Source organism: Thermodesulfobacteriota bacterium (genome assembly GCA_035559815.1).
Lineage (GTDB): Bacteria > Desulfobacterota_D > UBA1144 > Nemesobacterales > CSP1-2 > DATMAT01.
The window spans coordinates 347,913-373,737 of sequence record DATMAT010000023.1 but is presented as its reverse complement, the minus strand read 5'-3'; the positions used below and the strand labels follow the sequence as shown (position 1 = coordinate 373,737).

30 protein-coding genes are annotated in these 25,825 nt (G+C 46.6%); 9 read left to right on the top strand and 21 right to left on the bottom strand.

Annotated features, from left to right (window positions below):
* The first annotated feature begins 117 nt into the window (after nt 1–117).
* The 3 genes from amrB to VNN20_07370 all read left to right on the top strand — a co-directional run bounded on the left by amrB (nt 118) and on the right by VNN20_07370 (nt 2,835).
* On the top strand, nt 118–1,344 hold the full coding sequence (gene amrB, locus VNN20_07380) for an AmmeMemoRadiSam system protein B (GenBank protein ID HWP92001.1): 1,227 nt from the start codon (nt 118–120) through the stop codon (nt 1,342–1,344).
* A gap of 109 nt (nt 1,345–1,453) precedes the next feature.
* Nucleotides 1,454–1,846, top strand: coding sequence for a GxxExxY protein (locus VNN20_07375; protein ID HWP92000.1), 393 nt, complete (start codon nt 1,454–1,456; stop codon nt 1,844–1,846).
* A 38-nt stretch (nt 1,847–1,884) separates the two neighbouring features.
* A complete protein-coding gene (locus tag VNN20_07370) occupies nt 1,885–2,835 on the top strand; it encodes a dipeptidase (protein HWP91999.1) in 951 nt (316 codons plus the stop codon).
* A gap of 48 nt (nt 2,836–2,883) precedes the next feature.
* On the opposite strand, the gene VNN20_07365 is transcribed toward VNN20_07370, so the two are convergent.
* The 7 genes from VNN20_07365 to VNN20_07335 all read right to left on the bottom strand — a co-directional run bounded on the left by VNN20_07365 (nt 2,884) and on the right by VNN20_07335 (nt 9,887).
* The gene (locus tag VNN20_07365) at nt 2,884–3,261 is read right to left on the bottom strand and encodes an ATP-dependent Clp protease adaptor ClpS (protein ID HWP91998.1); all 378 of its coding nucleotides are present in this window, start codon (nt 3,259–3,261) and stop codon (nt 2,884–2,886) included.
* Nucleotides 3,262–3,560: 299 nt separating this feature from the next.
* Complete coding sequence (locus VNN20_07360) at nt 3,561–4,451, bottom strand: alpha/beta hydrolase (protein HWP91997.1); 891 nt, start codon at nt 4,449–4,451, stop codon at nt 3,561–3,563.
* Nucleotides 4,452–4,466: 15 nt separating this feature from the next.
* The gene (locus tag VNN20_07355; protein ID HWP91996.1) at nt 4,467–6,236 is read right to left on the bottom strand and encodes an SLC13 family permease; all 1,770 of its coding nucleotides are present in this window, start codon (nt 6,234–6,236) and stop codon (nt 4,467–4,469) included.
* Nucleotides 6,237–6,525: 289 nt separating this feature from the next.
* On the bottom strand, nt 6,526–6,732 hold the full coding sequence (locus VNN20_07350; protein HWP91995.1) for an AbrB/MazE/SpoVT family DNA-binding domain-containing protein: 207 nt from the start codon (nt 6,730–6,732) through the stop codon (nt 6,526–6,528).
* A gap of 82 nt (nt 6,733–6,814) precedes the next feature.
* The gene (locus tag VNN20_07345) at nt 6,815–7,792 is read right to left on the bottom strand and encodes an MBL fold metallo-hydrolase (protein ID HWP91994.1); all 978 of its coding nucleotides are present in this window, start codon (nt 7,790–7,792) and stop codon (nt 6,815–6,817) included.
* 669 nt (nt 7,793–8,461) lie between these two features.
* Nucleotides 8,462–9,343 carry a M48 family metallopeptidase gene (locus VNN20_07340; GenBank protein HWP91993.1) on the bottom strand — a complete coding sequence of 294 codons (882 nt, stop codon included), beginning with the start codon at nt 9,341–9,343 and terminating at the stop codon, nt 8,462–8,464.
* A gap of 52 nt (nt 9,344–9,395) precedes the next feature.
* A complete protein-coding gene (locus VNN20_07335; GenBank protein ID HWP91992.1) occupies nt 9,396–9,887 on the bottom strand; it encodes a hypothetical protein in 492 nt (163 codons plus the stop codon).
* A 274-nt stretch (nt 9,888–10,161) separates the two neighbouring features.
* On the opposite strand from VNN20_07335, the gene VNN20_07330 reads away from it, so the two are divergent.
* A complete protein-coding gene (locus VNN20_07330) occupies nt 10,162–10,650 on the top strand; it encodes a polymer-forming cytoskeletal protein (GenBank protein HWP91991.1) in 489 nt (162 codons plus the stop codon).
* Between the two features lie 138 nt (nt 10,651–10,788).
* On the top strand, nt 10,789–11,403 hold the full coding sequence (locus VNN20_07325; protein HWP91990.1) for a class I SAM-dependent methyltransferase: 615 nt from the start codon (nt 10,789–10,791) through the stop codon (nt 11,401–11,403).
* A gap of 258 nt (nt 11,404–11,661) precedes the next feature.
* Here VNN20_07325 and VNN20_07320 read toward each other — a convergent pair whose 3' ends face one another.
* On the bottom strand, nt 11,662–12,405 hold the full coding sequence (locus VNN20_07320; GenBank protein ID HWP91989.1) for a haloacid dehalogenase type II: 744 nt from the start codon (nt 12,403–12,405) through the stop codon (nt 11,662–11,664).
* Between the two features lie 97 nt (nt 12,406–12,502).
* Nucleotides 12,503–12,937, bottom strand: a complete 435-nt coding sequence (locus VNN20_07315; protein HWP91988.1) for a thioesterase family protein — start codon at nt 12,935–12,937, stop codon at nt 12,503–12,505.
* 225 nt (nt 12,938–13,162) lie between these two features.
* On the opposite strand from VNN20_07315, the gene VNN20_07310 reads away from it, so the two are divergent.
* The 3 genes from VNN20_07310 (at nt 13,163) to VNN20_07300 (ending at nt 14,892) form a co-directional block, all read left to right on the top strand.
* Nucleotides 13,163–13,822, top strand: coding sequence for a dienelactone hydrolase family protein (locus VNN20_07310; protein ID HWP91987.1), 660 nt, complete (start codon nt 13,163–13,165; stop codon nt 13,820–13,822).
* Nucleotides 13,823–13,896: 74 nt separating this feature from the next.
* Nucleotides 13,897–14,268 (top strand): DUF2237 domain-containing protein, encoded by a 372-nt coding sequence (locus VNN20_07305; protein HWP91986.1) that lies wholly within the window; start codon nt 13,897–13,899, stop codon nt 14,266–14,268.
* 270 nt (nt 14,269–14,538) lie between these two features.
* Nucleotides 14,539–14,892 carry a hypothetical protein gene (locus VNN20_07300; GenBank protein ID HWP91985.1) on the top strand — a complete coding sequence of 118 codons (354 nt, stop codon included), beginning with the start codon at nt 14,539–14,541 and terminating at the stop codon, nt 14,890–14,892.
* A gap of 171 nt (nt 14,893–15,063) precedes the next feature.
* On the opposite strand, the gene VNN20_07295 is transcribed toward VNN20_07300, so the two are convergent.
* The 11 genes from VNN20_07295 to VNN20_07245 form a co-directional block, all read right to left on the bottom strand.
* Complete coding sequence (locus VNN20_07295; protein HWP91984.1) at nt 15,064–15,807, bottom strand: class I SAM-dependent methyltransferase; 744 nt, start codon at nt 15,805–15,807, stop codon at nt 15,064–15,066.
* Complete coding sequence (locus tag VNN20_07290) at nt 15,807–16,466, bottom strand: HD domain-containing protein (GenBank protein HWP91983.1); 660 nt, start codon at nt 16,464–16,466, stop codon at nt 15,807–15,809. Before VNN20_07290 ends, VNN20_07295 begins: the two co-directional genes overlap by 1 nt.
* A gap of 3 nt (nt 16,467–16,469) precedes the next feature.
* Nucleotides 16,470–17,015 (bottom strand): hypothetical protein, encoded by a 546-nt coding sequence (locus tag VNN20_07285; protein HWP91982.1) that lies wholly within the window; start codon nt 17,013–17,015, stop codon nt 16,470–16,472.
* A 165-nt stretch (nt 17,016–17,180) separates the two neighbouring features.
* Nucleotides 17,181–18,758 carry a PQQ-dependent dehydrogenase, methanol/ethanol family gene (locus VNN20_07280; GenBank protein ID HWP91981.1) on the bottom strand — a complete coding sequence of 526 codons (1,578 nt, stop codon included), beginning with the start codon at nt 18,756–18,758 and terminating at the stop codon, nt 17,181–17,183.
* The gene (locus tag VNN20_07275) at nt 18,755–19,573 is read right to left on the bottom strand and encodes a c-type cytochrome (GenBank protein HWP91980.1); all 819 of its coding nucleotides are present in this window, start codon (nt 19,571–19,573) and stop codon (nt 18,755–18,757) included. Before VNN20_07275 ends, VNN20_07280 begins: the two co-directional genes overlap by 4 nt.
* 637 nt (nt 19,574–20,210) lie before the next feature.
* Complete coding sequence (locus tag VNN20_07270; protein ID HWP91979.1) at nt 20,211–20,372, bottom strand: hypothetical protein; 162 nt, start codon at nt 20,370–20,372, stop codon at nt 20,211–20,213.
* A gap of 47 nt (nt 20,373–20,419) precedes the next feature.
* Nucleotides 20,420–20,575: a VOC family protein gene (locus VNN20_07265; GenBank protein HWP91978.1), complete on the bottom strand. Its 156-nt coding sequence runs from the start codon at nt 20,573–20,575 to the stop codon at nt 20,420–20,422.
* Between the two features lie 193 nt (nt 20,576–20,768).
* Nucleotides 20,769–21,971, bottom strand: coding sequence for a phosphotransferase (locus VNN20_07260; GenBank protein HWP91977.1), 1,203 nt, complete (start codon nt 21,969–21,971; stop codon nt 20,769–20,771).
* 239 nt (nt 21,972–22,210) lie between these two features.
* Entirely contained in the window at nt 22,211–22,939 is a 729-nt protein-coding gene (locus tag VNN20_07255; protein ID HWP91976.1) for a class I SAM-dependent methyltransferase, read from the bottom strand.
* Nucleotides 22,940–23,103: 164 nt separating this feature from the next.
* Nucleotides 23,104–23,553 carry a DUF1772 domain-containing protein gene (locus VNN20_07250; protein ID HWP91975.1) on the bottom strand — a complete coding sequence of 150 codons (450 nt, stop codon included), beginning with the start codon at nt 23,551–23,553 and terminating at the stop codon, nt 23,104–23,106.
* 102 nt (nt 23,554–23,655) lie between these two features.
* Nucleotides 23,656–24,126: a Spy/CpxP family protein refolding chaperone gene (locus VNN20_07245; protein ID HWP91974.1), complete on the bottom strand. Its 471-nt coding sequence runs from the start codon at nt 24,124–24,126 to the stop codon at nt 23,656–23,658.
* 148 nt (nt 24,127–24,274) lie between these two features.
* Here VNN20_07245 and VNN20_07240 point away from each other — a divergent pair, with 148 nt between their 5' ends.
* Nucleotides 24,275–24,961 carry a WbqC family protein gene (locus tag VNN20_07240; protein ID HWP91973.1) on the top strand — a complete coding sequence of 229 codons (687 nt, stop codon included), beginning with the start codon at nt 24,275–24,277 and terminating at the stop codon, nt 24,959–24,961.
* 227 nt (nt 24,962–25,188) lie between these two features.
* Here VNN20_07240 and VNN20_07235 read toward each other — a convergent pair whose 3' ends face one another.
* The gene (locus tag VNN20_07235; protein HWP91972.1) at nt 25,189–25,698 is read right to left on the bottom strand and encodes an OsmC family protein; all 510 of its coding nucleotides are present in this window, start codon (nt 25,696–25,698) and stop codon (nt 25,189–25,191) included.
* Nucleotides 25,699–25,825 lie beyond the last annotated feature (127 nt).

Sequence of the window (25,825 nt, the reverse complement as noted above, 5' to 3'; positions counted from 1 at the left end):
AAGCGACACCGCCGCAAAAAAGAGATATAATTATCAAGACTCTTAACAAGTTGCGATTTATGGCGTGCTTATTCCTGACCCTTTTTGGAACCTTATCCACTAGGTAAAATTGAACCCATGAATAAACCTAAACTAAGATATGTAGAAGCCTTTCCGGTCGAGGTCGAGGGGCAGAGACTAGTATGTTTGAGAGACCCGCAGAACCTGAGCGGGAAGATGGTCTTTCTACCTCCGGAAGCTCTTTATATAATCAGCCTCTTTGACGGAAAACACACCGTCCTGGACATTCAGGAAAGCTTCATGAGACAATTTGGCCGCCTGGTATTTCGGGACGAGGTAGAGAAACTGATAGATCAACTAGATGAGGCCCTATTTCTCGATAGTGAAAACTACAAAGATTTTAGGGGAAAATTCGAGGAGGAATTCAAAAATTCCGGAGTTAGGGAATCGAGCCATGCCGGACTCTCTTATCCCCTTGAGCTTAGAGAAATTGAAAAATGGCTTGACGGCTTCTTCGAAAAGGCCGAGGAGTCTCATCCAAAAAACTCTGAACCGGGAGAGGTCAGAGGATTAATTTCTCCACACATAGACCTGAGGAGGGGCGGACGTTCTTATGCATTGGCCTATAGAGAATTGGCAAACGCCTGCGAGTCCGACACATTCATAATCTTCGGAACTTCGCATTACGCAGATGTTCAAAACCCCTTCATCCTAACCAAAAAGAACTTCAGGACTCCTTTCGGAGAGGTTGAAACCGACACTGAGTTTGTAGAGGAACTAATCGCCAAATGCAACTGGAACCTTTTTGAGGGAGAGATATTTCACCGGCAGGAGCATTCAATCGAATTTCAAATAGTTTTCCTCCAGTATCTCTTCAGGGAAAAGAAGAGATTCAGGATCGTGCCGATACTCTGCAACTCTTTCTCTGGAATGATACAAAATAGGCACTCGCCGCGACAAGATCAGAGGGTCTCCTCTTTCCTCGGTGTTATTGAAGAGGCAATCTCCACACTGGGAAACAGAGTTTTCGTCATCGCCGGTGCAGACCTGGCCCATGTCGGACTAAAGTTCGGCGACCGTAACCCGGTTAACCAATCCACTCTAAGGTGGATTAAGGAAAGAGACCTGGTGAGTCTTACCCATGCAGAAAGTCTCGATGCGGAAAGGTTCTTCGACTCTATTAAGGAGGAAAAGGACCAGAGAAAGATATGCGGCCTCTCCCCCATCTACGCACTTCTTTCCACCATAAACGCTAAAAAAGGGAAGCTTCTCCATTACGACCAGGCTCTCGAGCCCGACACCGGCTCGGTGGTCAGCTTTGCCAGCGTTGGATTTTATTCTTAGTTTCTGCCACTAAGACACCAAGAAAAAAATGAGCTATAAAATATTAATAAATTAATCTACGAATCCTGAGTGCATTTGGGCCATTTTGGCTCTGCAAGTACGCATAATTATGAGTTTCAAAACTTTAACAGAACGTGAAGAATCGATAGCCCAACAAATTGTAGATTCTGCCTATACCGTGCATAGGAAACTGGGGCCGGGCTTGTTAGAAAAGGTTTATGAAATGTGCTTTTGCCATGAATTATCCAAACGGGGTTTAACATTTCAAAGACAAGTTGATATTCCAATCATTTATGACGGAATCGTGTTTAATGAAGGTCTGAGACTAGACGTTCTCGTAGAGGATGAGGTAATTTGTGAACTGAAGGCTGTCGACGAAATGAACCTTTTATGGGAAGCCCAAATTCTGAGTCACTTAAAATTAACAGGTAAGCGTCTAGGTTTTCTCATCAATTTTAATATTCCACTCATTAAAGATGGTATTAAAAGATTTATTCTTTAATCTTAGCGCCTTAGTGCCTTCGTGGCTAAAATACAAAAATGTTGGATAATCTTTTCATCGTAGATGCACATGAGGACATTGCTTATCACCTTAGCTATTTCAACAGAGATTTCATAAACCCGACTATCCCCTGCATGATCACCCTTCCCTGGCTAAAAGAGGGAGGTATCAGATTGGCATTCAACACCGTGTTTGTCCCACCCAATTATAAACCCTATAAAACGACAGAAATCGCGCTCCGGCAATTATCAATATACGACCGGATGTACGAAGAACATAGCGACGATATAGTGCAAATTCGAAACTACGGCGACGCGCTAAGACTGGAGAAAGATTCAAGAATAGGGTTCCTTACCTTGATGGAGGGGGCCGACCCTATCGAAGGACCGGAAAAATTAGAGTACTTTTATGAAAAAGGGGTGAGAATAATCGGGCTCGCCTGGAACGACCGGAATCGTTACGCATCCGGTCATAACACCGATTCCGGTTTAACAGAGGAAGGAGCAGAGCTCATTAAACGAATGAACGAGTTGGGAATCATACTGGACTTATCCCATCTCAATGAAAGTTGCTTCTGGAAAGCGATTGAGCTTACCAGTCTAGTTCCCATTGCCTCCCATTCAAACGCCCGAAGCCTTACCGACCATCCCAGAAACTTGAGGGACGACCAGCTCCGGGCAATCTCGGATAGAGGCGGCGTGATTGGAGTCGTGTTGTACAACAAATTTCTCAAAACCGGGAGCGGAAAACCATCCCTCGAAGACATATTCGCCCACGCCGATTACATGGTCAACCTGTGCGGTGAAGACCACGTCGGTATCGGGAGCGATTTAGACGGTGGGGACATACGCGATTTCCCCGCGGATATCCGCACCGTGGCCGACCTCCCCAAGATAGCAGAATTTTTTCTCAAAAAGGGCTACTCCAAAGAGCGTGTCAGAAAAATCATGGGCGGAAATTTCCTGAGGGTTTTGAAGGAGAATTTATAGTCTAATAGAAAATTTTTTCTCATTTATCAAAATTTTAATTCCACAAATTCATTCCACTGGCTCCACTACTGCCAGCATTGACCCCGTGCTACGAGCGAGTCTCCAATCCGGGCCGTAGGAGAGAATTTCGTTCTTTTTATTCTCAGCCACCTCTTTTTCTCCGGTGAACACCACAACCCTTCCGATATAATCAACGGTAAGAGCCATCAGGAAGGCCCTCTCCCGGTCGTGTCCGAATATCCTCATCAACATCTCGATAACGTATTCATAGGTGTGGTCGTTGTCGTCTATCAACACCACATTGTACATTGGAGAAGCGTCTACACTATTTTTCGACTCGGGAATATTCTCTACTACTATTTTATTTGGATTCCAGGACTCAGAATCGAAGAAAACCGTACCAGGGCTAAATTGGCGTAGATTCATTCACGAATTAGCCTCCAAAGAATTTAACACAAAGATAAGTTGGAAGTAATTCCAATCTCCTCATCCGGAGACAAAAAATGAGGATGTTGATTCAGGCAATAACCCCATCTCCTTCAAGCACAAAGTTACTTAAACGCTTCACCAGCCGGGCCGCTGAAATCGGTCGGATCTGGCAGAATCATCTTCAACATCATTTGAATCTCCTCTTATTGTTTTCGGCTTAAACTTAAAATCAGTTTTCAATAATTGGCTAACAAAATATATTATATCATCCTGAAGGGAGTGTTATATCGCAAATTTTAACCCCTCACCAGTTCGAGAATCGCCTTCACCACGAAATCGGGATTTTCTCTCTGCACAAAATGCCCGACGTTTGGAAGAACATACCTCTTGTAAAAGTTGGTGAAGAATTTCTCCTTGTCCGCGGATGTTTCCGGCAGCGTTGCACCGTCATCCTCTCCGTGAATTACTATAGTGGGTACAGTGATAAGTTTGATATTGGCAACCAGTTCTTCGAGAGTATTATAGTATGGATCACCAGGCGCATAACCCCACCGGTGGCGATAAGAATGTATGGCGATGTCTACGAAGTCGGGATTATCGAATGACTTTGCCGTCTCCTCGAAGGTCCCATCATTAAAATGCCACCCGGGCGACCAAGTCTCCCAGAGTTTACGGCAAAACCCCTTCCGGTCGGACTCGATTGCAACACGTCCCCGATCAGTTGCAAAATACCATTGATACCAGTAGGCCCTTGCCTGTGCGAATGAAATAACCTGGCCCGGATTATTAGTGCCGTATCCGACTGAAATTGCTAGAAGCCCACGTACTCGCCCCGGTCTGGCAGCAGACACAACGTATCCGGCACGGGCACCCCAATCATGGCCTACTAGAATGAACTTACCAATTCCAAGAGCATCGGCAAAGTCTATAACATCCTGTCCGAGTGCGGTAAGCTGGCCGCTACGTGGTGTTTCTTTGTGGAGAAAACGAGTAGGTCCAAATCCACGGAGATAAGGTGTAAGAGTTCTGTACCCGGCTTCAACCAACGCACTTACTACGGCATCCCAAGTTCGCACGTCGTCCGGAAACCCGTGTACAAGCATGATAGGGAGATTCTTACTGTCACCCTTTTCCTCATATGCTATTTCAAGAAGAGGCGTCTGCACGTATTTTAGTTTCTCAGTCATGCTCGACTCCTTGGATTAAAAAGGCCAGAAGATTGGGATGATTAAAACCGCAGCTATACCGAGCAAAATGTTTAGCGGCAGTCCTATACGCACGTAATCCGTAAAACGGTAGCCTCCTGGACCATAGACCATAAGATTTGTCTGATAGCCGATGGGAGTGGCGAAGCTCGCCGAAGCCGCCATCATGATGGCAAAGACAAACGGCGAAAAACTCACTCCAAGACTTTCTGCAGTAGCCTGTGCAATCGGGAAAATCAGGACGGCGGCGGCATTGTTTGTTATAAACTCAGTAAAAGCGCTGGTGATAAAATAGACCGCCACCAGCGCCAGCCATGGGTCATTGCCAGCTAGACTTATCCATGAATTCGCTATTTGCCCGGCAGCCCCGGTGGATTCTAGAGCCTGCCCTACCCCGATAGCCGCCCCTATTACAATCAGCACCGACCAGTCAATGCTCTGTCTAGCGGAAGAGCCAGTGGTACATCGGGTGATTATCATGAGGGCTGCTGCTATCATGGCTGCTTCTAACATGGAAAGGATTTCAAATGCGGCGACGGCAACCATAGCAGCAAGGATCACGAAGGAGAGAATTGCCCTATCGTGCCGCGGTGGAGCGGAATCCTCGATAGCGCTTACCAGGAGAAAATCTCGGGAGTTCCGATGCTGTTCGACAAACGAGGGACGAGCTTCGAGAAGAAGAGTATCACCAGGACGGAGTATAATGTCACCCAATTTACCCCGCACTCTTTCTCCATTTCTAGCAACCGCAATCACAACAGCATCGTAGCGCGAGCGAAAACGGGCATCGCGGATGGTCTTTCTTACTGCCGGGCACGTATCCGAGACAACCGCCTCGATAAGTCTTCGCTCTACCCGGGGAGTATTTAGTTTGAAGAGCTGGTCGGGAGCCGGAACCAATCCCTTTATCTTTACCAGGTCAACGACGGATTCGACTATTCCGAAGAAGATTAACCGGTCACCACCCTTGAGCCGCTCCGTAGGAGCGACGGAAGGGATAACCGAATCTCCACGCTCTATCTCCGCCAGATATGCCCCGGGCAAGTGACGAAGACCGGCCTCCTCTATGGTCTTGCCCACAAGAGGGCTCGATTCCTCCACAAGCATCTCGATCGTATACTCTCTAGGATCCTCTACTTCCCGGAGGAGACCCTTACGCTCGGGGAGAAGCCATTTGCTGGTTATGAGCAGATACAAAATTCCCAAAACCGCGCTAGGAATACCGACTAAAGCTATTTCGAAAAAACCGATACGTCCAAGGTCGGTATCTTTCAGGACCAACCCATATACAATAAGGTTTGTGCTGGTACCGATAAGCGAGCACGTGCCACCAAAAATCGTGGCATAGCTTAAAGGGATCATGAACTTAGAGGGCGAAAACTGATTTCTTTTACACCATTCTTCGACTACCGGGACCATCATCGCCACTATCGGGGTGTTGTTGAGGAATGCGCTGATACTGGCAATGGGCAACATCAGCCGCAACTGAGCAGCGATAATTGATTTCGGACGGCCGAGCAGCCACTGCCCTATTGCGGAAACAGCGCCCGTATCTCTAAGTCCAGCCACAACCACGTACAGCACGCCCACCGTGGCCAGACCGGGGTTGGATAGACCGGATAGTGCCTCGGTGGGAGAGACAACCCTGGCCGCAAGAAGTACCGTTAGAGCCCCTACCAGAATCAAGTCCGGGCTTATTCGGGTAAATATCAAAGACCCGATCGTTAACATAATTACTACCAGCACTACCCAGGCGTCTAAAGGCAATTCATGCTCCCAAAGTCGGGGTTATAAAATTCTTTACGAGAATTTTTTGAAATCAAGCTTTTAAGGTGAAGATTTATGGTTGAAATTTTGATTGTAAGGAATATGTGTAAATTATACTTCTAAATCAAGGAATGGAAAAATTAAATACAAATATCTCTTCTACCATAGCAGACGAAAGTAGAGTAAAACTTAAAATTTCCCAATTTATATTTTGATCACAAAAGAACTACAAAATTTACGTTCGTCCCATCGGCAAAATATTCCAGCCATCCAGATGAATCAACTACATTCATACTCCGTCTTGGTCTCGCTCTACAGTCGTGTCTATGCCCTTCAGAAAGCCACGCATCTTCTTAACCGACTTAAGGGGAATCAACTCGATGCGGTTTTCGTATTGGATAATCTGAACTTCTTGACCAGGTTTAATGCCAAGCAGCTTACGAATTTCGCGGTGAATAACCACCTGATACTTAGGTGAAACTTTTACTGTTTGCATATAAACTCCTTATCGATCAACATTTCGTAAAACGAGATGAATGTTATAACATTTTGACTGAACAGCAAATACCGACATTAATTCATGACTTCTTGGGCCAATCCTGGGGCCAGGGTATACCCGCTCGCCACGACGCAGATGGTGGGTTATGGGGAACCTGAGCTACCAATTTCTCTTTTTCGTATCTTGCTGCGCCAGACCGCAACATTTCGCTCAATAGAGGTTCAATAAAGTCAGGTGGTTCAAATCCGAATACATGACGGCTGTAGTCCTGGAACCACGGGCAACTCAGCAAGTATTGGCTTATTTCGTTTTTTGGCAATCCATTCTTTAAAATGAGTGCGTAGGCGAAAATACGCTTACAGGCGTGCCATGCTGCCTTTAGCGGGTCATCTAGCCATTTCTCATAGCGATACCGGGCAGCATCAATGGCTGCGTAGGGATTCTCTATTGCAGGCCCGTGACCGGAATAGGCCAATCGTATCCGTAGCCTGGCCAGCCGGTCGAGCGACTCTATGGCTCTTTGAAGCGAGCCAACTCCTTCCCTGAAGGGATTGAGCCATGCCACGTCGTTTCCATGCACGGCATCGCCACAGAGTAAAACCTGCTCTTTGGGTTCATAAAGAACGATGTGTCCCAGCGTGTGTCCGGGAGTGTGTAGTACATGAAATCCTAAATTACCGGTGTCAATTTCCTCTCCATCAGACAAATAGCGGGTCACCTGGTAAGGTTCGACAGGTTGGTCTAACCACTTAGCACAGCATGCTTCTGGGTCTCTATTGTTGATCAGGCTTGCTTCCCAGCGGTGGGTGGCAGTTTGTACACCATAGCGCCTTAGTAATTCACTATTGCCTCCCACATGGTCACTGTGATAGTGGGTATTAACCACAAGATGAAGCCGTTTTGGGTGAACGTCCGCCTCTTGCAGTAATCGCTCTGTTAAAAGAAAGTCACTACCAAACCCGGTATCTACCAATATAGGACGGTCACCTCGAATTAACACCATATTAGCACTTGGGAACTGGCGTTGAAAGAACTGTAACCAAGATGGTTGCGTCATTGTGTTAATACCTCCGTGGGTCAGGCATTTTAATTTCTCCCTAGTCTATAATTAGCCCATATCGGCTGTGCTTAGCCCATGTTTTTTTAGCGAGAAGAGGCCGGGATATTAAGAGGCATCCTGGATTATAAAGGCGTACACTGGTGTCCAGTTTTTCTGCTGCCGTTTGATTCTCTCCTGTATTGTCTCGTCATCGTATGATACCAAAACAGCTCCTCTATCACCAAAAGAAGTAGTGCGCAAATTGAGAGTTGCGTACTGAGCTCCGTCTAACGTTATTAGCGCAGCAAGGTAGACACCGCAGACTTTACAAATCAGAAAGTCGGCAGTGTTATGATTAAACCGGTACCTGTTTAGGTTACTCGAATTCTTGACAGAAATTTTCACCGAACCGTTCGGATCAGAAACATATTTTGCTCCGTGAGTCTGGCAAAAAGAACAAGTGCAAGCACGAATATTAAGCTTCTCTATTCTAATATGAGTATCAAAATCAAAACGTAGGTTGCCACAGTGACACTTACCAACAATCCTATTTAACCTATCACCCATGTTCTGACGTTAAATTATAGAAATTAAGAAGGCTTTATCAGGAATTCTAATTATATCATTACATGTAAGATAAGCTAGAATAAATCCCCACCGAGCCAATATACTGATTCAGGAAGTAAGTCACTGTACCAACCCACCAGGCACGCCGTTGGGGAACTGCTCTTGAATTGCCCGCTGGATCATCTCAATGCGGTTCTCCGGGTTGGGGTGGGTGCTGAAAAATTCCGGTTGACGCGCGCCACCCGAAGCTTCATCCAGAATCCTCATCACACCGATTAGAGCACGCGGGTCATAGCCAGCCTGGGACATGAAACGCACTCCCAATTGGTCGGATTGCAATTCATCCTCCCGGCCATATTTCATGTTCACCAATTGCCCGATCACTATGGCCACCTGTGCTGTCCTTTGAGTGCTTGGGTCGTTCGGGTCGTACGTGGATAACACCAGTGCGCCGGTCAATCCCTCGGTAAGCTGCTGCTTGGCTATACGCTCGGCGCCGTGTCGTGCTACAACGTGCCCGATCTCGTGTCCTAAGACGCCAGCCAACTGCCCTTGTGTTTCTAGTCTATTCAATAAGCCTGAAGTGATGAAGACCTGTCCGCCGGGTAAGGCAAATGCGTTAACGGTCTGACCATCAGCTAGAAGATGAAACTCAAAGGGATAGTTGGTTTTGGAGGCGTCACTTTCCGAAACGAGCTTTCTACCTATTGTATCCACGATTTGCTGTGCGCGTTCGTCTGGGTGTAAGCCGCCATACTCTTGTGCCATCTGCGGAGCAGCCTGAAGGCCTAACGCTATTTCCTGTTCTTCGGTTATGTTTATGTACTGCTTCTCGCCGGTAACCGGATTATAAACGCTCGAGCCGAAATAGGAGATGAGCGCGAATAACGCCATTATTATTGCAATGATGACCCTTATCTTACCGGATGTTCCAGTCCAGTCCGAAGAAGAAGATTTACCCTGAGCGGATACTCGACGGGAATAGGCACTAGGATTTGTCATTGTGCATCCTTCAGTTCACAATAAGAATGATTTATCGGTTCTTTTCCACTCATCATTCCTCAACCGGTTTATACCTCTCTACTTCCAACCCTTCATAGATCCCCCCGGCGCAAGCTCCGAAAACGATATGGCTCAGCACCATGATCCAGCTCCTCATGGGGAAAAACCAGGGAAATAAGAGGGTAAAGGTATAAAAGTTTATAAAATACAAGGCGAGACCAAACACCGCTCCCCCAAGTATCCCCACGAGCAATCCCCAACGGTGCAAGATGATGGCTATCACGCAGGCAAAAATTATGGACAGCACAAAATTAACCAGAATCGACACTGCAAATACAACCGGGTCGAAAGTGGCCGGTGGTGGTAGAACACCCTCGCCCATTACTATAGAAGCGATGAGGCGTGTGATAACCCAGGGACTGCCCACATACATTGCCGTTAAAACCATATTAATGGCCAGAAAAATAATTCCACTAATCAAACCGGCCCATAATGTCGCCCTCCAATCTACAACCTGCTTCATTTTTACTCTAACCTGGCTCACCCTTGTCTCCGGACCGGTTTTAAATACTGGCTGCCAGCATTCTATCCCGTATCGTGGCAGAAAGTACATAAACCGAGAGACTTAGTCAATATGTACTACCTAAGTGCCCAAAATTATTTTCCTTTACGAACAGAGGATAAGACCCATATATTGTGTAGAAAGACATGTTATAGAATTGCTACATTCACATCCTGCATTTTTCTCAGAAATATTATAAAATATGAGAAGACCGGCAGAGGGTCGGCCGGTAAATCTAAAAAAGGAGGATGAGAATATGTGGGACAAGGAAAAGAAGAAGGAATCAAAGGAATTGGAAGTTAAGCATGCTGAGGAGACGCACGTCACCCCCGAGGTCCGGAGGTTCAATAATCCGGACAATAGAGGAGAGGTAGTAAAAATCGGAAAGTCGATCTTCATAAAGGGGGAAATATCCGGAAACCAGGATTTAATCATCGATGGCCGGGTGGAAGGAGAAATTCAACTCAGGGAAAACCAGGTGACGGTTGGAGAGAACGGAAAAATATCCGGCGAAATACACGCTAAGACGATAATCATAAACGGCGAAGTAGTCGGGAATATGTTTGCACGGGAGAGACTGGAGATTAAGTCCTCAGGGGCCCTAAAGGGAGACATTACCTCTCCCAAGCTCATCATCGATGACGGCGCTTTCTTCAAGGGCAGTATAGACATGGAAGTAGACGGGCAGAAAAGGCTGGATAAACCAACAACAGAGTTTCTAGAGGTGGTTAAGAGCGAGGAGTAATTTATTCTAACTGAATGATAACCGGGTTCCATCGAGCTACTGCAGATAGATTGACAAACAGGGTGCTCATGTTAAATCAAGAAAGCTAGTTGCCCGGTGTTTTAGAGGACAAGCGAATAATGAGCAATATGAATTACCATGAGTGAGATTTCTATATCCAGAGTAGAGGGCATAGAGAGAGAAGGACCGGTCCATTCAACGGCTGCGCTCAAAACCTTCGTAAAAGAAGTGACACTCTTTTCAAAGCCGCTCATCTTAGACCTGGGATGTATTAGCGATTCCAATATCCAGTTTTTTACCCATCTTGGGTGCAAGGTGTTTGTGAAGGACATCCTAAACGCCAACATCCGGGCATGGACACCTTCGGGGTATACGGAAGAAATCAGCGTAGATGAGGTGCAAATCGATTTTGAATATCCGGATAACTTCTTTGATGGACTCCTATTCTGGGATATATTCGACCACTTTGATCTTAAAGAGGCACAGCTTTTATTGAATAAAGCCAAGAGGGTTTTAAAAGAAAAAGGATGGGCTCTAGCCCTCTTCCGTCCGCCCAGCCCAACACCCTTTAATATACTGACCAGGTACAGGATTATAAGCCTGGGTGAGATAAAGTATGAAACCTTGCCGCTCACGACTCAGAGGTTTAAAGTCTATCATAATAGCGACATAGGAGAGCTATTTAATGGCTTCTCTTCCTTCACATCCTATCTGCCCAAGAATAGATGGAGAGAGGTTATAGTGAGAAAGTGAATTGGTCTCTGGCTTTAATAACCGTCGCCGCACACTATTAATTTAGGATTATAGAAGGATGTCATTCCCGCATTCATTTAGCGGGAATCCACAATAGGAACAGGTCACGGCGCGTTCCTACAATATAACGGATACCAATAAAGTGACGTTATGTAAATACCTTGTAAACAATTTCGCTGAATTCAATTTGCCAGCATCTACCGCTCTGACCGACGCAATCAAGCCCTGTCGCACCGGATTGAGAACATCCCGATGCACTTAAGCGCCAAGCTTATCCGCCAGGTCGTTGAAGTCGGAAGCGATTAAATCAACCGAGGACTGAGACACCTTGACCGGTTCATGCCCCGGGCCAAACTCCAGAGGCCGCGAGACGAAAGCCGTTTTAAATCCAACCGTCTTCGAAGCCTCCAGGTCATCCGGATGGGCCGCCACCATCATCACCTCTTCCGGTCGCAGTCCCAACAGGTCGGCAGCCGTCTGATAAACCTCCTTATCCGGCTTATAATGTCTAGCCAATTCCGCCGAAAGGATACAGTCCCAAGTTAAACCTGCGTTTTTCGCCAGATTGACCAGTAGAGAAACATTCCCGTTCGAGAGTGTGGCCACTATAAATCTTTTGCGAAGTCTTTCTAATCCGGCGATAGAGTCCGGCCAAGGTTCTAATCGATGCCATACCCGGTTGAGGTGGTCTTTCTCCTTTTCGTCGAGCCCAACGATATTAAAATCCGTGAGCAACCGGTCGAGGATCATACGATGAAGTGAATCAATATTCACCCAGGGCAAATCTCCCTGCCTGACGCGATTCATCGCCGGGGCGTAGCCGGCCCGCCAGGCATCGGCAAATTTATCCCAGTCTAGATTAATTCCCTTAGATTTACCGATGAGCGTACACTCGCGAATTATCGTTCCGCGCCAGTCAACCACGGTTCCAAATACATCAAAGGTGAGCGCCTTGATGAAGGAAACATCTAATTTCTGATTCTCTTTCTTGCTTTTGCCCATATCACTTTAAAAAACATTTGAGAATAATTCGGTCACAACAAAACTAATAAACACCCAAAGCTATATTGCCTTCCTCGTCAATCAAAGATATATAACACTAGGTTGAACTATTACTCTTATTTCTTTTCTTCTCTACCTTAGAACTGAATCTCTCGGCATCGACGATGAATCTATCATGCGTTCCTTCCGAGATAACGTCAACACCATCGGTAGCAACTATGGAAAAAGTAAGCTTTCGCCCTTCTACCTTAACCAGTTCTCCTTTCACGTTCACCGTCAGTCCGGGCGGAGTGGCCGCTGAGTGACTCAATTTCACTTCAATACCCACCGTTTGCTCCCTAGGCCAGTCTATATACCCATTTATGAATTTGATGCGTGCCCATTCGATCAAGCCTATCATGAATCCGGTAGCCAATACCTTGGGCATCAGTTGAAACTCTTCGGATTCCGGATAGAGATAGGGGACGGTCTTGGTTTCCGGTATGGTGAAGTTGAAATCGAAGGTTAAGCCCGGTCTCAACGAATCACTCATTTGTTTCATCTCCTGTCAAAATAGGCTGTAATTTTGGATGCTCTTTTCCTTGCCGTTACGAAATACATTAGCGCAGGGAAGCTAAGTATAATTACTCGACCAGAACAATACATTAGAAATCGTTACTTTACCCCAGAGAGAATATAAAAGAACCTGATTTCCAGTCAAGAAAATGAAGGGACCAATTTACGACCCTTTTCAGTTGAGTTAATATCTATTCCACCTATGAATCAACCTTTAACCAAGCCTGGAATATATAAACAGGTCTTCTCAGGCGATAGACGCTTTACTATCTATATTCCGGAGAATTTTGTCGAATGTGAAGAGCCGGCATTGATAATGCTTCTCCACTGGAAGGGACCCTTTTACCCTTTCAAGGGATGGGAGATTTTGTCCGGTCTGGGGATACCGGCATTGGGTGAGTTAGGGGCAATCATAGCCGCACCCGACTGCCCCGCTGACTGCTGGGATGACCCGGTAAGCGAATCATTGGTAATGGAATTGCACAGGTGGCTCACCAGTCAATATAAAGTAAAAAAGGAGAGAACCCTACTCACCGGATACAGCTTAGGCGGTCTTGGAACATGGTTTATAGCTTCGAGGAATCAGAAAGAATTCGCCGGAGCGTTACCTATCTCCTCAAAACCCCTTGAGGAAGCGGCCAGCATAAATTGGTCTATACCGATCTACGTCATACACGGCAGGAATGATGAGATATTCCCGTTTGAACACACGGACAAGGCAGTTAAACTTCTCCGGGAGAAAAAGGTTTCGATAGAATTCAGGATCGTGGAAGGGGTAACTCATTTTGATGCCTATGGGTTCGTTGAGCCTCTTAAAGAAGCGATTCCCTGGATCATGAAAGTGTGGGGACGGGCCTCATAATGAACTTAGAAGATTTATAGCAAAATGTCCCCTGTTTAGTCGTTAATTTCTAGGATTGGCGGAGGAATATAGCTATGGCCGGAGAAAAGAACGTATTCGGCGGGAAACTAGAGACGTGCTGTACATCACCGATGACCGGCTTTTACCGTGACGGCTGCTGTAGAACCGGTCCTCAGGACCTGGGTCTGCACGTTATCTGTGCAGAGGTCACCGAGGAGTTCTTGCAGTTTTCAAAAGCGAGAGGAAATGACTTAAGCACGCCTAATCCCGAGTATGACTTTCCTGGACTAAAGTCCGGGGATAGGTGGTGTTTATGCGCGCTCCGCTGGAAGGAAGCATTAGATGCGGGCGTTGCCCCACCGGTTATTTTGGCCGCAACGCATGAATCGGCCTTGGAAGTAGTATCTTTGGAGGACCTGAAAAAGCACGCTATAGACTTGGCTTAATTGAGAAAAAAATCCGGGTAGGAACACACCGCGGCGTGTTCCTACATAAATCGTATTCAGTGCGGGCCGCCCGTAGCAAAGCGCTTGAAATTCAACTGCTTATATCTATTTTCAATTGAATGCAAAGAGCCGTTAAGCTGCCCCTAAAATGGTTTATAAAAATCAGACAAAACATCCGACCGGTAGAATAGATATTCTTGTCTGTTCTTGTAGATAAGGCTAAACTCTTTGCAAATTTCCCGAAAAGGCATCAGCTCCGGGGAGATCATCTTGAGCGACCAGTTGGAATGGCAATTAACCGAGAAAGCAAATGAGGTCTTTGAGACAGTCATCGAACCCGCCCTCCTGGAGCTAATCGAAGAGTACAATAATCTCGGCACAATCGAGGTTAAAATCGTCTCCGACGTTCCTCTCATATCGGGCATCGATAGATACGTTTCCATCATGTTCCAGGACCCGAATAATTTTGAGTTGATCGTCTGCGTTTACTGGATAAAAGGAAGCGATAAAATAATCATTGATAATATAGGGTTGGTTTTTACGAATAAGGTTCTAGATATTTACACCCTTACCAAAGAAGAGTTAAAGAGGCAAGTAAAACTTGTAGCAGGATTAAGGCAGTGAAATTACAGGTTCAACAATCCGCCCGTTCCGAGCCGTCGGAACAAGCCCTACAACTGGTCTGTCGGAGAGCCCTATTTTTTTTCAGTTGTGCATGCTTCGACAGGCTCAGCATGAGCGGACTCTCATCCACTGACCGGAAGAGGGATTTAGTGACTGGACGACGGTCCAAGCTTAATCACCCTTTTGGTATTGAAATAGCGAATAAAGACCGGTGGGGTCGCGAAACATCTCCTGGCAATGAATGAATCCTGCTTCCCGTCCCAGTTTAACCCAGGTAGAAACAGTCTCCGGAATATCACAATCGCTCACGTGCTTTATAATAGCGTCCCACTCTTCCGGAGCTAGAGCAGTCCAGAGTTTTTCGTTTATCTGCTCAAACCGTTTGACATATCCAAGACGATCTTCATCTTCCAAGCCAGTAGGCTCATAGATCAGGAAGAGACCTCCGTTATTGAGGGCGTTCCTTGCTTTAGCCATAAACCTGGCCTTGTCCGCAACGCTAAGATGATGAAGGGAAAGGCCTATCCATATTACATCAACCGGTTGGTCAAGCACCTCCTCAAAATTTACAAAGTCTGCCTCCTCCAATTCCACTCTACAGTTCAAGCGATCAACCGCCTGCTCGGCTAATTCCAGAGCCGCCTCGGATAAATCGATACCGATGTAATGATTCACTTTCGTCCCGCCAAGACATTCAACCGTATTATGAGCGTCGCCGCAGGCTAAGTCTATAATGCTGAAAGGATAATTAATCTTATCGCTAAGAATGATGTGTAAGGTACCGTATGCTTCCCGATGCGATAAATAGTTGTTATCCACGAGCTTTCTATAGATATTCCATTGGGTCTGAAACGTCCTGACTGCGTTTTCATCCAACGGGTCGGATTTTAACTGGTGATGATGAAATCGAACCATTATTTCTTTCCCTCCCATTCATTAAAGAATTGCTTTAAGTACTTCTCCATGAACGCATGACGCCGCTGGGCTAGTTTCCTTCCGGTTTCGGTATTCATAAGGTCTTTTAACAGAAGGAGTTTCTCGTAGAAATGATGGATAGTGGAAGCAGCCGGTCTGCGTTTGTACTGGTAGAAGCTTGAGTGTTTCTTGACCCGTCCATTGGGGTCATATATCAATTGTTTCCCCCTGTATCCGCCATAGGCAAATGCCCTTGCAATCCCTATAGCGCCAATCGCATCAAGCCTGTCCGCATCTTGAATGATTTTTCCCTCAAGCGTTCGCATCCTGGATTTAACTCCTGACCCCTTAAACGAGACCTCCCTAATGATATGCCCGATGTGGCTAATTGTTTCCTCGTCTGCACCGAGAGACCTAAGCCATTCCGAGGCCATCCAAGGACCAACTTTTGAATTGCCACGGTGAAACTTGTAATCGGCTATATCATGAAGGAGAGCTCCCAGTTCCACAATGAATAAATCTCCACCCTCACGCTTTGCTATGAAGAGGGCGGTATTTCTCACCCGGTGAGTATGCCACCAGTCGTGGCCAGTTCCTTCCTTTCCCAGCTTGTCTCGCACGTATCTCTCTGTCTTTCTGAGAATCAGCTTTTTGTTCATCGCTCAGCCCGGACTAATCTCGTACCAAATATTGGACAAGAAGCCGCGCCCGTCGGGCTGGACGAGCTGGCGCACGACCTCTGGCGTGCCGTTTGTGCACCTCCACTCATAAACCGTCTCTCGTCCAGTCACGTACATTGGAATAACATCTGCGTTGGCGTTCTGCTCGCAGAAATCTACCAAGGCTTCTGTCGGCGTACGGTCGGTGTTGGCTTTCGATTCGCACGGTAAATTAGCGCCTACATTACAGGCGTAAACCTTTCCGTTCATACATCTCCAGAATGTGCCCCTCATATATATATCCAGCGGGGTATTAGGTGTGTTGAAGGCATTTCGTAGTCCTTGAGCGATTATTTCCGGGACCCGGGGGCCGGTATAACGGGCATCCGGTGTATCGATTGTTCCCACCGCCCGGCAATAGGCAAACGGGTCATCATACGTCTCGGTCTTCTGGCTGTCGTCCGGCCCAATCTCGTTCGTGCAACCCAAGAAACCAAGCATGGTAATTATGACGACAATAGACCAAATCAGATATAAGAGCTTAATCATACCCTCCTCCTAATTATTAACTTTGCCTCGAACCGTCTATCAGTATAGCCTTGTTAAATCAAAAGTATGCCGATTTTCATGGTAATTAGCCAAAAAAATGAACATGATGTGTAATTTTTCATGTCTTTTCATGTACATACCGGCCATTATCTCATGAGAGGTTAGTCAATCCAATGCAAACGTGAAAATCGCCTGCCCCGCCGCTATCGCCACGTGCTGTTTCCCGTCTATTAAAAAGCTAACCGGGTTTGACCAGATCGTAGCACCTGTTTGAAAACGCCAAAGTGGTTTACCCGACTCGGCATCGAGGGCAAAGAAGTAACCCTCCCGGTCGCCGCCGAAGACCAGCCCACCTGCGGTCGAGAGCAAACCGCCGCCTGATATCGAATATTCCCTGAACTCCCATCTGAGCTTTCCGCTCTCCGGCTCAAGAGCCTTCACCGCACCGTATGATTCCTCGCCGGGTATATTACGAACAAAACCTGCTTCAAACCTTGCTCCTGGTTTATACTCGGCTTTCAGCTTGTAAAAAACCTGTCCGTAATTCTCATGCACATGCACATAAAATAGCCCTGTTTGCGGGCTGAAGGACGGACTGTACCAGTTAGTACCCCCACCCATCCCCGGATAGACCAGCGTGCCTTCCGCTGTCGGCTTCGTATTGGGAAGGCGGATGGGACGGCCGCGCTTGTCCAGCCCTTTCGCCCAGGTTTGTTTGACGAATGGTGTACCGTTCAGAAACTCTCCGGTCACGCGGTCAAGAACATAGTAAAAGCCATTTCGATTGGCCTGGACCACCAGCTTTCTTTCCCGGCCATTCATGACGGTGTCGATCAACACCGGCACCTGGTTTGCAGACCAATCATTTACGTCATGCGAAGTGAATTGGAAATACCACTTGAGTTTCCCGGTATCGGGGTTTATGGCCAGGAGCGAATTGGAATAAAGGTTGTCGCCTTTACGGTGGTCTCCGTTTAAGTCCGGTCCCGGATTGCCCGCCGGCCAGTATATAAGATTCAATTCCGGATCATAAGTCCCGGTTATCCAGGTACCCGCACCCCCGGTCTTCCAGCTATCGCCTTCCCAGGTATCATGGCCCGGCTCGCCCGGTCCCGGCACGGTCCAGAAGCGCCAGGCTAGCTTACCGGTCTTTGCATCATAAGCATCCAGAAAGCCGCGAATACCCAAGTCCCCACCGGAGATGCCAACGATAACCTTATCCTTAACTGCCAGCGGAGCGGCTGTTATCGAATGTCCCACTCTATAATCCGCCAAGGTCACATCCCAGCGCACCTTTCCCGTTTTCATATCCAGCGCTACCAAATGGGCATCCAGACTACCAAAATAGAGGGTGTCGTCCAGGATTGCTACACCGCGATTCACCGGTCCGCAGCACGTGGGAACGTCGACTGCTGGTCGTCTATAGCTCCATAAGGGCCTTCCGGTACGTCCGTCCAGTGCCGTCACTATATGGGACATTTCAGTAACGTAGAGAATACCATCAACCACAATTGGAGAGGTCTCGACCTTTCCCGGTTCTCCGGTCTGGTAAACCCAGGCTGGTTTTAATCTAGCGATGTTCTTGGTGTTAATTTGACTAAGCGATGAGTAACGATAGCCACGGTAGTTACCGGAGTAGGTAAGCCAGTTGCCAGGCTCGGACCCGGCATTGAGTATTCTCTCATATGACACCTGACCCAAAGCGTACTGGGCAAACAGTAGCAGTATGATAATCACTCTCATCTTTCACCTCGCAATGAAACCAGGAATGCCACCACATCATCGAGCTCTTCTTCAGAGAAAACGTTCCGGTAGCTAGGCATCGGAGACTTGCCCCAGTCTTTATGCAACTCCACCAGCTCGGATTTGAAGAAAGAATGGATGCGATCAGAGGAATCCCGAACCTGGATGGAGTAGGTGTCTTCATTTATACGCACTCCGGTAATGCTTTGCCCGTTCTTCATAACCGTAGTTACCTGGAGAAAGTTGTTGGGTATCCTGACATCAAAGCGAAACGGTAATGTATTCGTGGGCACGTCGGCCTCCGGGTCGATAAGCGCGGTTCTCAAGTAGTCGGCACTACGACTAAGGCCTATTTCGGTCAGGTCCGGGCCTAAGGCGCCGCCGTATCCCTTGATGGCATGGCATTGATTACAATTTCCCTTGGTGAAATATAAATACTCGCCTCGTTCTGCATTGCCGGGCATAACCTTCCCGGGCAGAGCTTGGCCAAGATGGTCAACCCAGGCGGCGACTTGACTTATTTGCTCTTCACTCAGGCTTGACCTACCCATCTCTGTCCCGGGGATTCCGCTTCTGATAACCCTTTTTAGCAATTTCTTTGTTGGAGCGCGGGGGAGTCGGGGTACTGCAAGAGTGGGGCCTCTCCCACCCTCCCCTTTTGGCCCGTGACAGGATGCGCAGTGGATTTGATAAAAACGTTCGCCCTGGGCAAGATACTCGGCTTTTTTACCTTCTCTGTGTATATATTTGGCAAGCAGAATAACTAATACCACTAATAGCAAGAGCGAAAAATACCGTAAGTATTTTTGAGGCATCTGGAAATATACTCTTCCCCTTTCCTTGCTTTATTCTAAAACTGCATCGATATAAAGAGTCTCCCCTTGTTTCTTGCTTCACGATCTACACATCCAACTAAAGGTTCTTGTAAGAGTTTCATATTCTCACACCGTAAGAATTTTGCGGGAACAACCTCATGGTCTCTCCCCTCGCTCCGAAATATACTTACGAATGTCCCACCCAGTCAATAGGAATTAATACAATTGCCATGTAATTCCTACGAAACTCTACGAGTAATTCCCTCAGGACATCAGATAAGTACTATTATCCAAGCAATAGAATGAGTTATACCTTTTAAACAACGAGAGACTGAAGCTTCTTTCTTGCCTCGGGAAAGTTAGGGGGATAGGCCACTCAAGGATTCAGGTCAATAAATATAAGAAAATTAACGAGGCTAGTAAACTCAAGATACTCCTTAAGGTATGTAATCTTCCCCAATTTTGCAGCAGGTCTTGAGCCACCGCGGAGGGCCGATCCAATGCCGGATCAAGGAGTCTCTTATTGGTTGCAACTAAGGTAAAGGATATGACCAAAATATACACAAGGCTCCGATGAGCCACATAACATCGCCGTTCATAAGCCATACCAAAGCGCCGGCTATTGTTGCCGTCAAAGCTAGAATGACCTGCATCCGGCGGCTCGTTTGTAACTGGGGCCGAAGACAGTCGTTGCCAGTTCGGTCTCGCACTCCATCCGCGCAGGATGCTCTACAAGGTTGATATAAATCGCCGCCCCGGTGAAAAGAACCGCCGTTAATACAGCGAGAAATTGAAACAATTTCCATCATGACTTCTCCAAATTTCAGTCTGGCTCTGGCTATTGAACTATGCTCGTTCAGAGTCATCAGCCATTTTCGAGCCATTGCAAAAATAAAGATTATTTCCATCCGGGTCTCTTAACGACACTACTCTGGCCCACCAGTCCTGGTCTGCCGGTTCGTTACTGAACACAACTCCATTGGTCTTTAGGCCCGTGTATATATCTGGTCAACATCCGATACCAGGAAGCTGATATGGTCTAATCTCGGAGAATTGTTGAAAAGACCGAGGCCTCGTTTAACCGTTCTCGAATGCTTTCATAAAACTAAGTTTCTCCTAAAAGGCAACTGATCGTGCCATATCGGTTACGCAAATACCGGCGTTGTCGATAGCTTGAATCATCTTCATTTCTCCTTTAGACATCGGCATACAGAGAGAGCAGGTGCTCTAGGGTACGTGAAATCCTCACCGCATAGCCTGAGGGGAACCGGCTGTGGAAAACCCACTGTAACGGTACCCGATTAATTGCCTCCAGGAAAAGCTCACAACGAAATCCCTCCATCCAATCGTCCTTCTTAATTGTGGTAGCCGCTGCCGATTCAAGACGAGTGCGATGGCGCTCCACGTGTTCGTCCACCTGAGAGCGTGAAACCGTGTCGGACAAGGTAAATACCAGCATTTCCACTAGGTCTCTCTGTGGAATATCTATCAGCGCCAGTTCCCAATCGTATATGACCGGGACGAGACCACTCCCTAAACTGCGAAATCCTGAATTTCTGGGATTGAAATCATCATGCACTAGGGTGTGACGCATGGCATCCTTTACCAGATGCCACTTAGAAATAGTATCGATAATACCCAGGTGCCGACGGTAGGCCTTTTCGGTTATATGGTCGGGGAAGCGTTTTCTAGTAAACTCGGCCAGGCCTCGCCAGAGGCTTTCATCTTTAAGCATATCTTCTGTGGTCACTCGGCGTTCCAGCCAGTTCATGGCAGAGAGCTGATCGTCCTTTCCGTAAAAAATAGCGTGAATATCAGCAATAGCTTCTATTGCGCTGTTGATCAATTCCGGCGTCCACCCGGAGACATCATCGGCACTATCCATCAGAGCACCATCGGTAATGAGTTCTTCAAGTAGTATGAATTCGTTTCTGGATTCGTCGACGTGATCGCCCAGATAACGGGGAAGGTATCTCTGTAATGATGGATATCGGCTCTGCATCCGAAATATCTCTATCTCCCGCATATATCCCCCAACCGTTTCCCTGGATGTCAGGTATTCCGGAAACGGCCTATCAAGCTCAAGGCCAACTTCCGCCATAGTTTTAGGGATTAATCCGGTGCCTATCCCCGTTCTCGTTCTCGCCTTCATCATCACGTTTAAATTCTGCTCCGCACCACTACCTAAGTCGTAAGTAATCTCTAGGGGGAGTATCCCCTCCAGGTCATCCAGCCGGTCCGGGGCATATTTGATACGACGCCACTTTTGGTCTGTTTCCGTTCGCCCGAAGTCAGAGGCTTTCCCCAGTCCTGAAATTTTAATGATATGCAAGCTGGGATTGTTCAGTCCCTTTCTCAGACAATCCTGAATAATGGCTGGAGCCTCGAGTCTATTCACCTACATTCAGCCCTCGCTCTATTGAGCTTCGCTGCTTAACTCCCAAATCAATACCTAATTTACCGGGAAGTCTTTTGTATTCCGCACCTTTTATTCTTCGACCATAACCTAGTCTTCAAATCCGTCTATACATCGGTTCCACGATTCAAAGCAGATTATTCAATTTGAGTTGGCCTAACATTTTATCACCTTAATCAGTGGAAGCAACTAAAGATAAGATAAATCATTATTATTTAAATTCACGTTTTTGTGGCTATAAATCCTACTTGGGCCTTTTTGAATGTATGTACTCCATACCCATGGATAATTTTTACTCTGAACCCAACTGGCCGGAGTTCCCTTGCGATCTCTGAGCCTCTGTACAACCGGACATTGTGGACCTCTTCGCTTCTTCGATAGAGATTCCCAACCTTGCGGAATATGGTCATTTTGCGGGTTAATCTATTTCTTTTCCTATCTTCCTCTTTTTCCAGGAGTATTGCCCAATCTCTCCCCTGATAAAAAGTCCTTTGCGGATTGGGACCGCTTACATATCCCGGCTCGGCGATATCGAAGATGAAGACACCGCCCGGCCGTAGGGCTTGGTATATTCGGGTAAATAGTCTTTTGACCCCTATTTTACCGTGTGTATCGAATTGATAATTCAGGCACTCTCCTATTGATGTCACAGCATTACATTGGGGAAGCCTGACTTTCAGAAAGGACGCTTTTTTGAACTTAGCCTCCGGTGCCCTTTTCCTCGCTAAATCAAGCATAGCATGAGACAGGTCTATACCTATAACTTCATAACCCGCATGGGTAAGCGCTTTTGCCCATATTCCGCTACCGCAGCCCAGGTCAATAACCAGTCCATTTTCTAAGCCTTTTTGATGGAGGATCTCCAGTAGACCGGGCGCAGATTCCCTGGCAAAATCTCCAAAACCGACGTCGTGAATATAAGCAAGGTCTTCTCCATAACCCTCTATCATAGAGGATAAACTTACCCTGACAGTTGTTTACAAGAAAGCTGTCTCTCTTAATCAGCAATAAGAAACGTTATAGAAAAATGTACACTCTCTTTTCCCTGCTCACCCGTTTACTCAAGGTGCTGCAAGTAGCACGACATCACATAATTCTTTCTACAAGAAAACAGTTATTCTTCTTCCACTAGAGCCGATAAAATCAGTGAAATCAGCGCAAGTAAATTTAGAGCGGCGCTAGCAGCATGAGAGTACTCCCATTGCCGCCTAAGCTCTAGCCAGTTTGCAGGCAACATTGTCCAGTTGCCAGTTTCTTGGTTAGCAGGATATGTATAGGTCCAGAACACTACCTGTGTTCCCAATATGCAGAGAAAGGCACTCAGGGTCAGCACAAAAGTCCTTGGCTTTGTCCGGACCACGATCGTTAAAACAAGGTTGGAAAGCAACGCCCCAACCACGACAAATCCGAGCAACGCCCAGCCTCGGTAAATCTGCTGAACCATCAGATAATCGTCACGGGATAGGTCGATTTTGTTGGGCAACTCCAGTAAGTGGGCCAGTGCCGGGGCTAGAGCCAAGGCCGTGAATAACAGGGCAAGAAAACGTATTGTCTTGAGCCCCATTACTTTACCCCCTCTTTTTACCTCATTGCCGTCTAATCATAGACACTGATGCACAAAAAGGCAGCCGCTCCGCTTCGAGTCGCGGCTGCCCTTAACTCTTTTTTACATATCTCCTTTATCTTTACCCTTCTTCTCTTTTTTGTATTCCTTCTTATGCTGCTCTTTAAATTCGTGTAGCGCAGTTCTCTGTTCGGGCGTAAGAACATCCCTGATGTCCAATTTCATCTCAAATTCCGCCCTTCTCAATTCTCCGTGCGTCTTCCCCGCCTGGTCAAATTTGGATAAAATCTGTTCTCTAGTCGAATTTGGATTTTCCATTACTTCCTTGAACGCCTCATAGTCTGCCTTGACCTGGGTGCGGAGACCGCCGATCTTCTCTTTATTTGCAGAGGCTATCTCCTCTATTTGAGTTTTTTGCTGGTCGGTAAGCTTTAGCTTTTCTACCACTTCAGCTTTATTCCACCAGTCCCAACCGCGCTTTCCATGCTTATCACAGTCCTTCCCCGAGTAGGCCAAAGCAGCAAAGGATAAAATAAGAAAGGTAACAGCAAACAATGATAAGACTCTAGTCATCTTAAAACCTCCTAAATCATAGTTTTAAATTATTAAACTATCGAAGTCACAATATGGTTACAAAAAAATTGCTTAAGCTTTTGAATGAGTTCCATATACTTATGGTAATTATAGCCGAAAGAGTGACAATATAAATTAAGCGCGAAAAATGATTGTCAGCACACACCAGCCCATCTTCTTACCCTGGCCTGGATTTTTCTTTAAGGCGATGAAGTCAGACTGCATGGTTTTACTCGATAACGTGCAGTTCCCACGCGGCCACGGGTGGGTTAATCGAAACCGGCTTAAAAACGAGCAGGGAGAATTGTGGCTTACAGTTCCCGTCTGGAAAAAAGGGCGCGGTCTCCAGATAATTCGGGAAGTAGAAATATGCTACGAAGTAGAATGGAAAAGAAAACATCTACAGAGCATCATACAGAGTTATGCCCATGCTCCTTATTTAGATGATTACCTACCAACCCTGGAATCAACCTACAATAAAAACAATCATAAGCTGGCCGAGCTCAACATGAGCATAATTAAATTCCTATGGGAAGCGCTTGCGCTCAAGACCAAACTTTATCTACAGTCGGAACTGGGAGTCACCGGAAAGGGTACTGAGTTGATCATTAATATCTGCAAACACCTAAAGGCCCATACTTACCTGACCTTTCCTATAGTGGAAAAACATTTAGATATACCACTGATAGACCACTCCGGACTTCAAATTGAGTTTTGCAATTTTAAACCACCAGTCTACCCACAACTCTGGGGAGAGTTTATATATAATCTATCAACGCTGGATATGCTTCTTAACTGCGGGGAGAGAAGCAGGGAAATTATTACTTCAAAGTGAACTAGTATCCAAGTTGTCTCTTAATCTTCTCGCATCCTTTAAACGATTTTAGACGCAAATATACCCTCAAAAAATTCATGCTTTATGGTAAATCATTTGTCCGTTCATCCTGAGCCCGTCGAAGGGTGAACACAAATATAAACTTGTAAACCTATACCCCGTAGTAAGTCTAGTAGAACCAACCGAAATAATGAGCTAGTAGTAAAGAACCGCTCTCTCTATCTTTATCACGCCGCAACCTGGTGAGTAATTTTGATATCAGGCGTGCCGCGCAGTGTTTGATACACGACACAATATCTCTCCGTCAATCTAAGGAGAGATGTCAATTGCTCCGGAGAGGCATTGGTATCCAGGTCGAAATGGAGCCGGATATTCTTGAACCCAACCGGAGCTTCTTTGGATACGCCCAGCGTCCCTCGAAAATCCAAGTCACCCTCGGCACTGACAGTTCCTTTGCGTAGCTCTATACCTAAGGCTGTAGCTACTGCGTTCAAGGTCACGCCGGCGCAGGCCACAAGCGCCTCGAGCAACATGTCTCCCGAGCACGCAGCGAGACCATTGCCTCCTGTCGCCGGATGAAGCCCTGCTTCTACCAGCGCTTTTCCTGTCTCAACTCTGCAGGTAATACCCTCGCCGATGCGGCCCTGGGCTTTCAGGGTGATAAGCGCAGCCTCGGGGTGTTCTTTATAACGCTCTTTTAACGGAGCCTGTAATGACCTTAGTTCTTCTGATTTCATGAGTATCTCCCCATATAATTGCCAGATTATTCATAGATAATAATCCTATCATCTTTTCTTCTATTCTCCAGTGTATTTTAGTTACCTATATTCAATAGGTGTAAGAGGACCTGTAAAAACATCCAAA

Excerpts from the sequence above, each read along its gene's own strand:
- VNN20_07315 (HWP91988.1), bottom strand. The coding sequence starts at position 12,937 with ATGAGTGATTCGTTGAGACCGGGCTTAACCTTCGATTTCAACTTCACC.
- VNN20_07375 (HWP92000.1), top strand. The coding sequence starts at position 1,454 with ATGAGTTTCAAAACTTTAACAGAACGTGAAGAATCGATAGCCCAACAA.
- VNN20_07350 (HWP91995.1), bottom strand. The coding sequence starts at position 6,732 with ATGCAAACAGTAAAAGTTTCACCTAAGTATCAGGTGGTTATTCACCGC.
- VNN20_07235 (HWP91972.1), bottom strand. The coding sequence starts at position 25,698 with ATGAAATCAGAAGAACTAAGGTCATTACAGGCTCCGTTAAAAGAGCGT.
- VNN20_07325 (HWP91990.1), top strand. The coding sequence starts at position 10,789 with ATGAGTGAGATTTCTATATCCAGAGTAGAGGGCATAGAGAGAGAAGGA.
- VNN20_07305 (HWP91986.1), top strand. The coding sequence starts at position 13,897 with ATGGCCGGAGAAAAGAACGTATTCGGCGGGAAACTAGAGACGTGCTGT.
- VNN20_07365 (HWP91998.1), bottom strand. The coding sequence starts at position 3,261 with ATGAATCTACGCCAATTTAGCCCTGGTACGGTTTTCTTCGATTCTGAG.
- VNN20_07275 (HWP91980.1), bottom strand. The coding sequence starts at position 19,573 with ATGCCTCAAAAATACTTACGGTATTTTTCGCTCTTGCTATTAGTGGTA.
- VNN20_07340 (HWP91993.1), bottom strand. The coding sequence starts at position 9,343 with ATGACAAATCCTAGTGCCTATTCCCGTCGAGTATCCGCTCAGGGTAAA.
- VNN20_07245 (HWP91974.1), bottom strand. The coding sequence starts at position 24,126 with ATGACTAGAGTCTTATCATTGTTTGCTGTTACCTTTCTTATTTTATCC.
- VNN20_07295 (HWP91984.1), bottom strand. The coding sequence starts at position 15,807 with ATGGTTCGATTTCATCATCACCAGTTAAAATCCGACCCGTTGGATGAA.
- VNN20_07240 (HWP91973.1), top strand. The coding sequence starts at position 24,275 with ATGATTGTCAGCACACACCAGCCCATCTTCTTACCCTGGCCTGGATTT.
- VNN20_07345 (HWP91994.1), bottom strand. The coding sequence starts at position 7,792 with ATGACGCAACCATCTTGGTTACAGTTCTTTCAACGCCAGTTCCCAAGT.
- VNN20_07255 (HWP91976.1), bottom strand. The coding sequence starts at position 22,939 with ATGATAGAGGGTTATGGAGAAGACCTTGCTTATATTCACGACGTCGGT.
- VNN20_07330 (HWP91991.1), top strand. The coding sequence starts at position 10,162 with ATGTGGGACAAGGAAAAGAAGAAGGAATCAAAGGAATTGGAAGTTAAG.
- VNN20_07370 (HWP91999.1), top strand. The coding sequence starts at position 1,885 with ATGTTGGATAATCTTTTCATCGTAGATGCACATGAGGACATTGCTTAT.
- VNN20_07310 (HWP91987.1), top strand. The coding sequence starts at position 13,163 with ATGAATCAACCTTTAACCAAGCCTGGAATATATAAACAGGTCTTCTCA.
- VNN20_07360 (HWP91997.1), bottom strand. The coding sequence starts at position 4,451 with ATGACTGAGAAACTAAAATACGTGCAGACGCCTCTTCTTGAAATAGCA.
- VNN20_07285 (HWP91982.1), bottom strand. The coding sequence starts at position 17,015 with ATGATTAAGCTCTTATATCTGATTTGGTCTATTGTCGTCATAATTACC.
- VNN20_07280 (HWP91981.1), bottom strand. The coding sequence starts at position 18,758 with ATGAGAGTGATTATCATACTGCTACTGTTTGCCCAGTACGCTTTGGGT.
- VNN20_07320 (HWP91989.1), bottom strand. The coding sequence starts at position 12,405 with ATGGGCAAAAGCAAGAAAGAGAATCAGAAATTAGATGTTTCCTTCATC.
- VNN20_07290 (HWP91983.1), bottom strand. The coding sequence starts at position 16,466 with ATGAACAAAAAGCTGATTCTCAGAAAGACAGAGAGATACGTGCGAGAC.
- amrB (HWP92001.1), top strand. The coding sequence starts at position 118 with ATGAATAAACCTAAACTAAGATATGTAGAAGCCTTTCCGGTCGAGGTC.
- VNN20_07250 (HWP91975.1), bottom strand. The coding sequence starts at position 23,553 with ATGGGGCTCAAGACAATACGTTTTCTTGCCCTGTTATTCACGGCCTTG.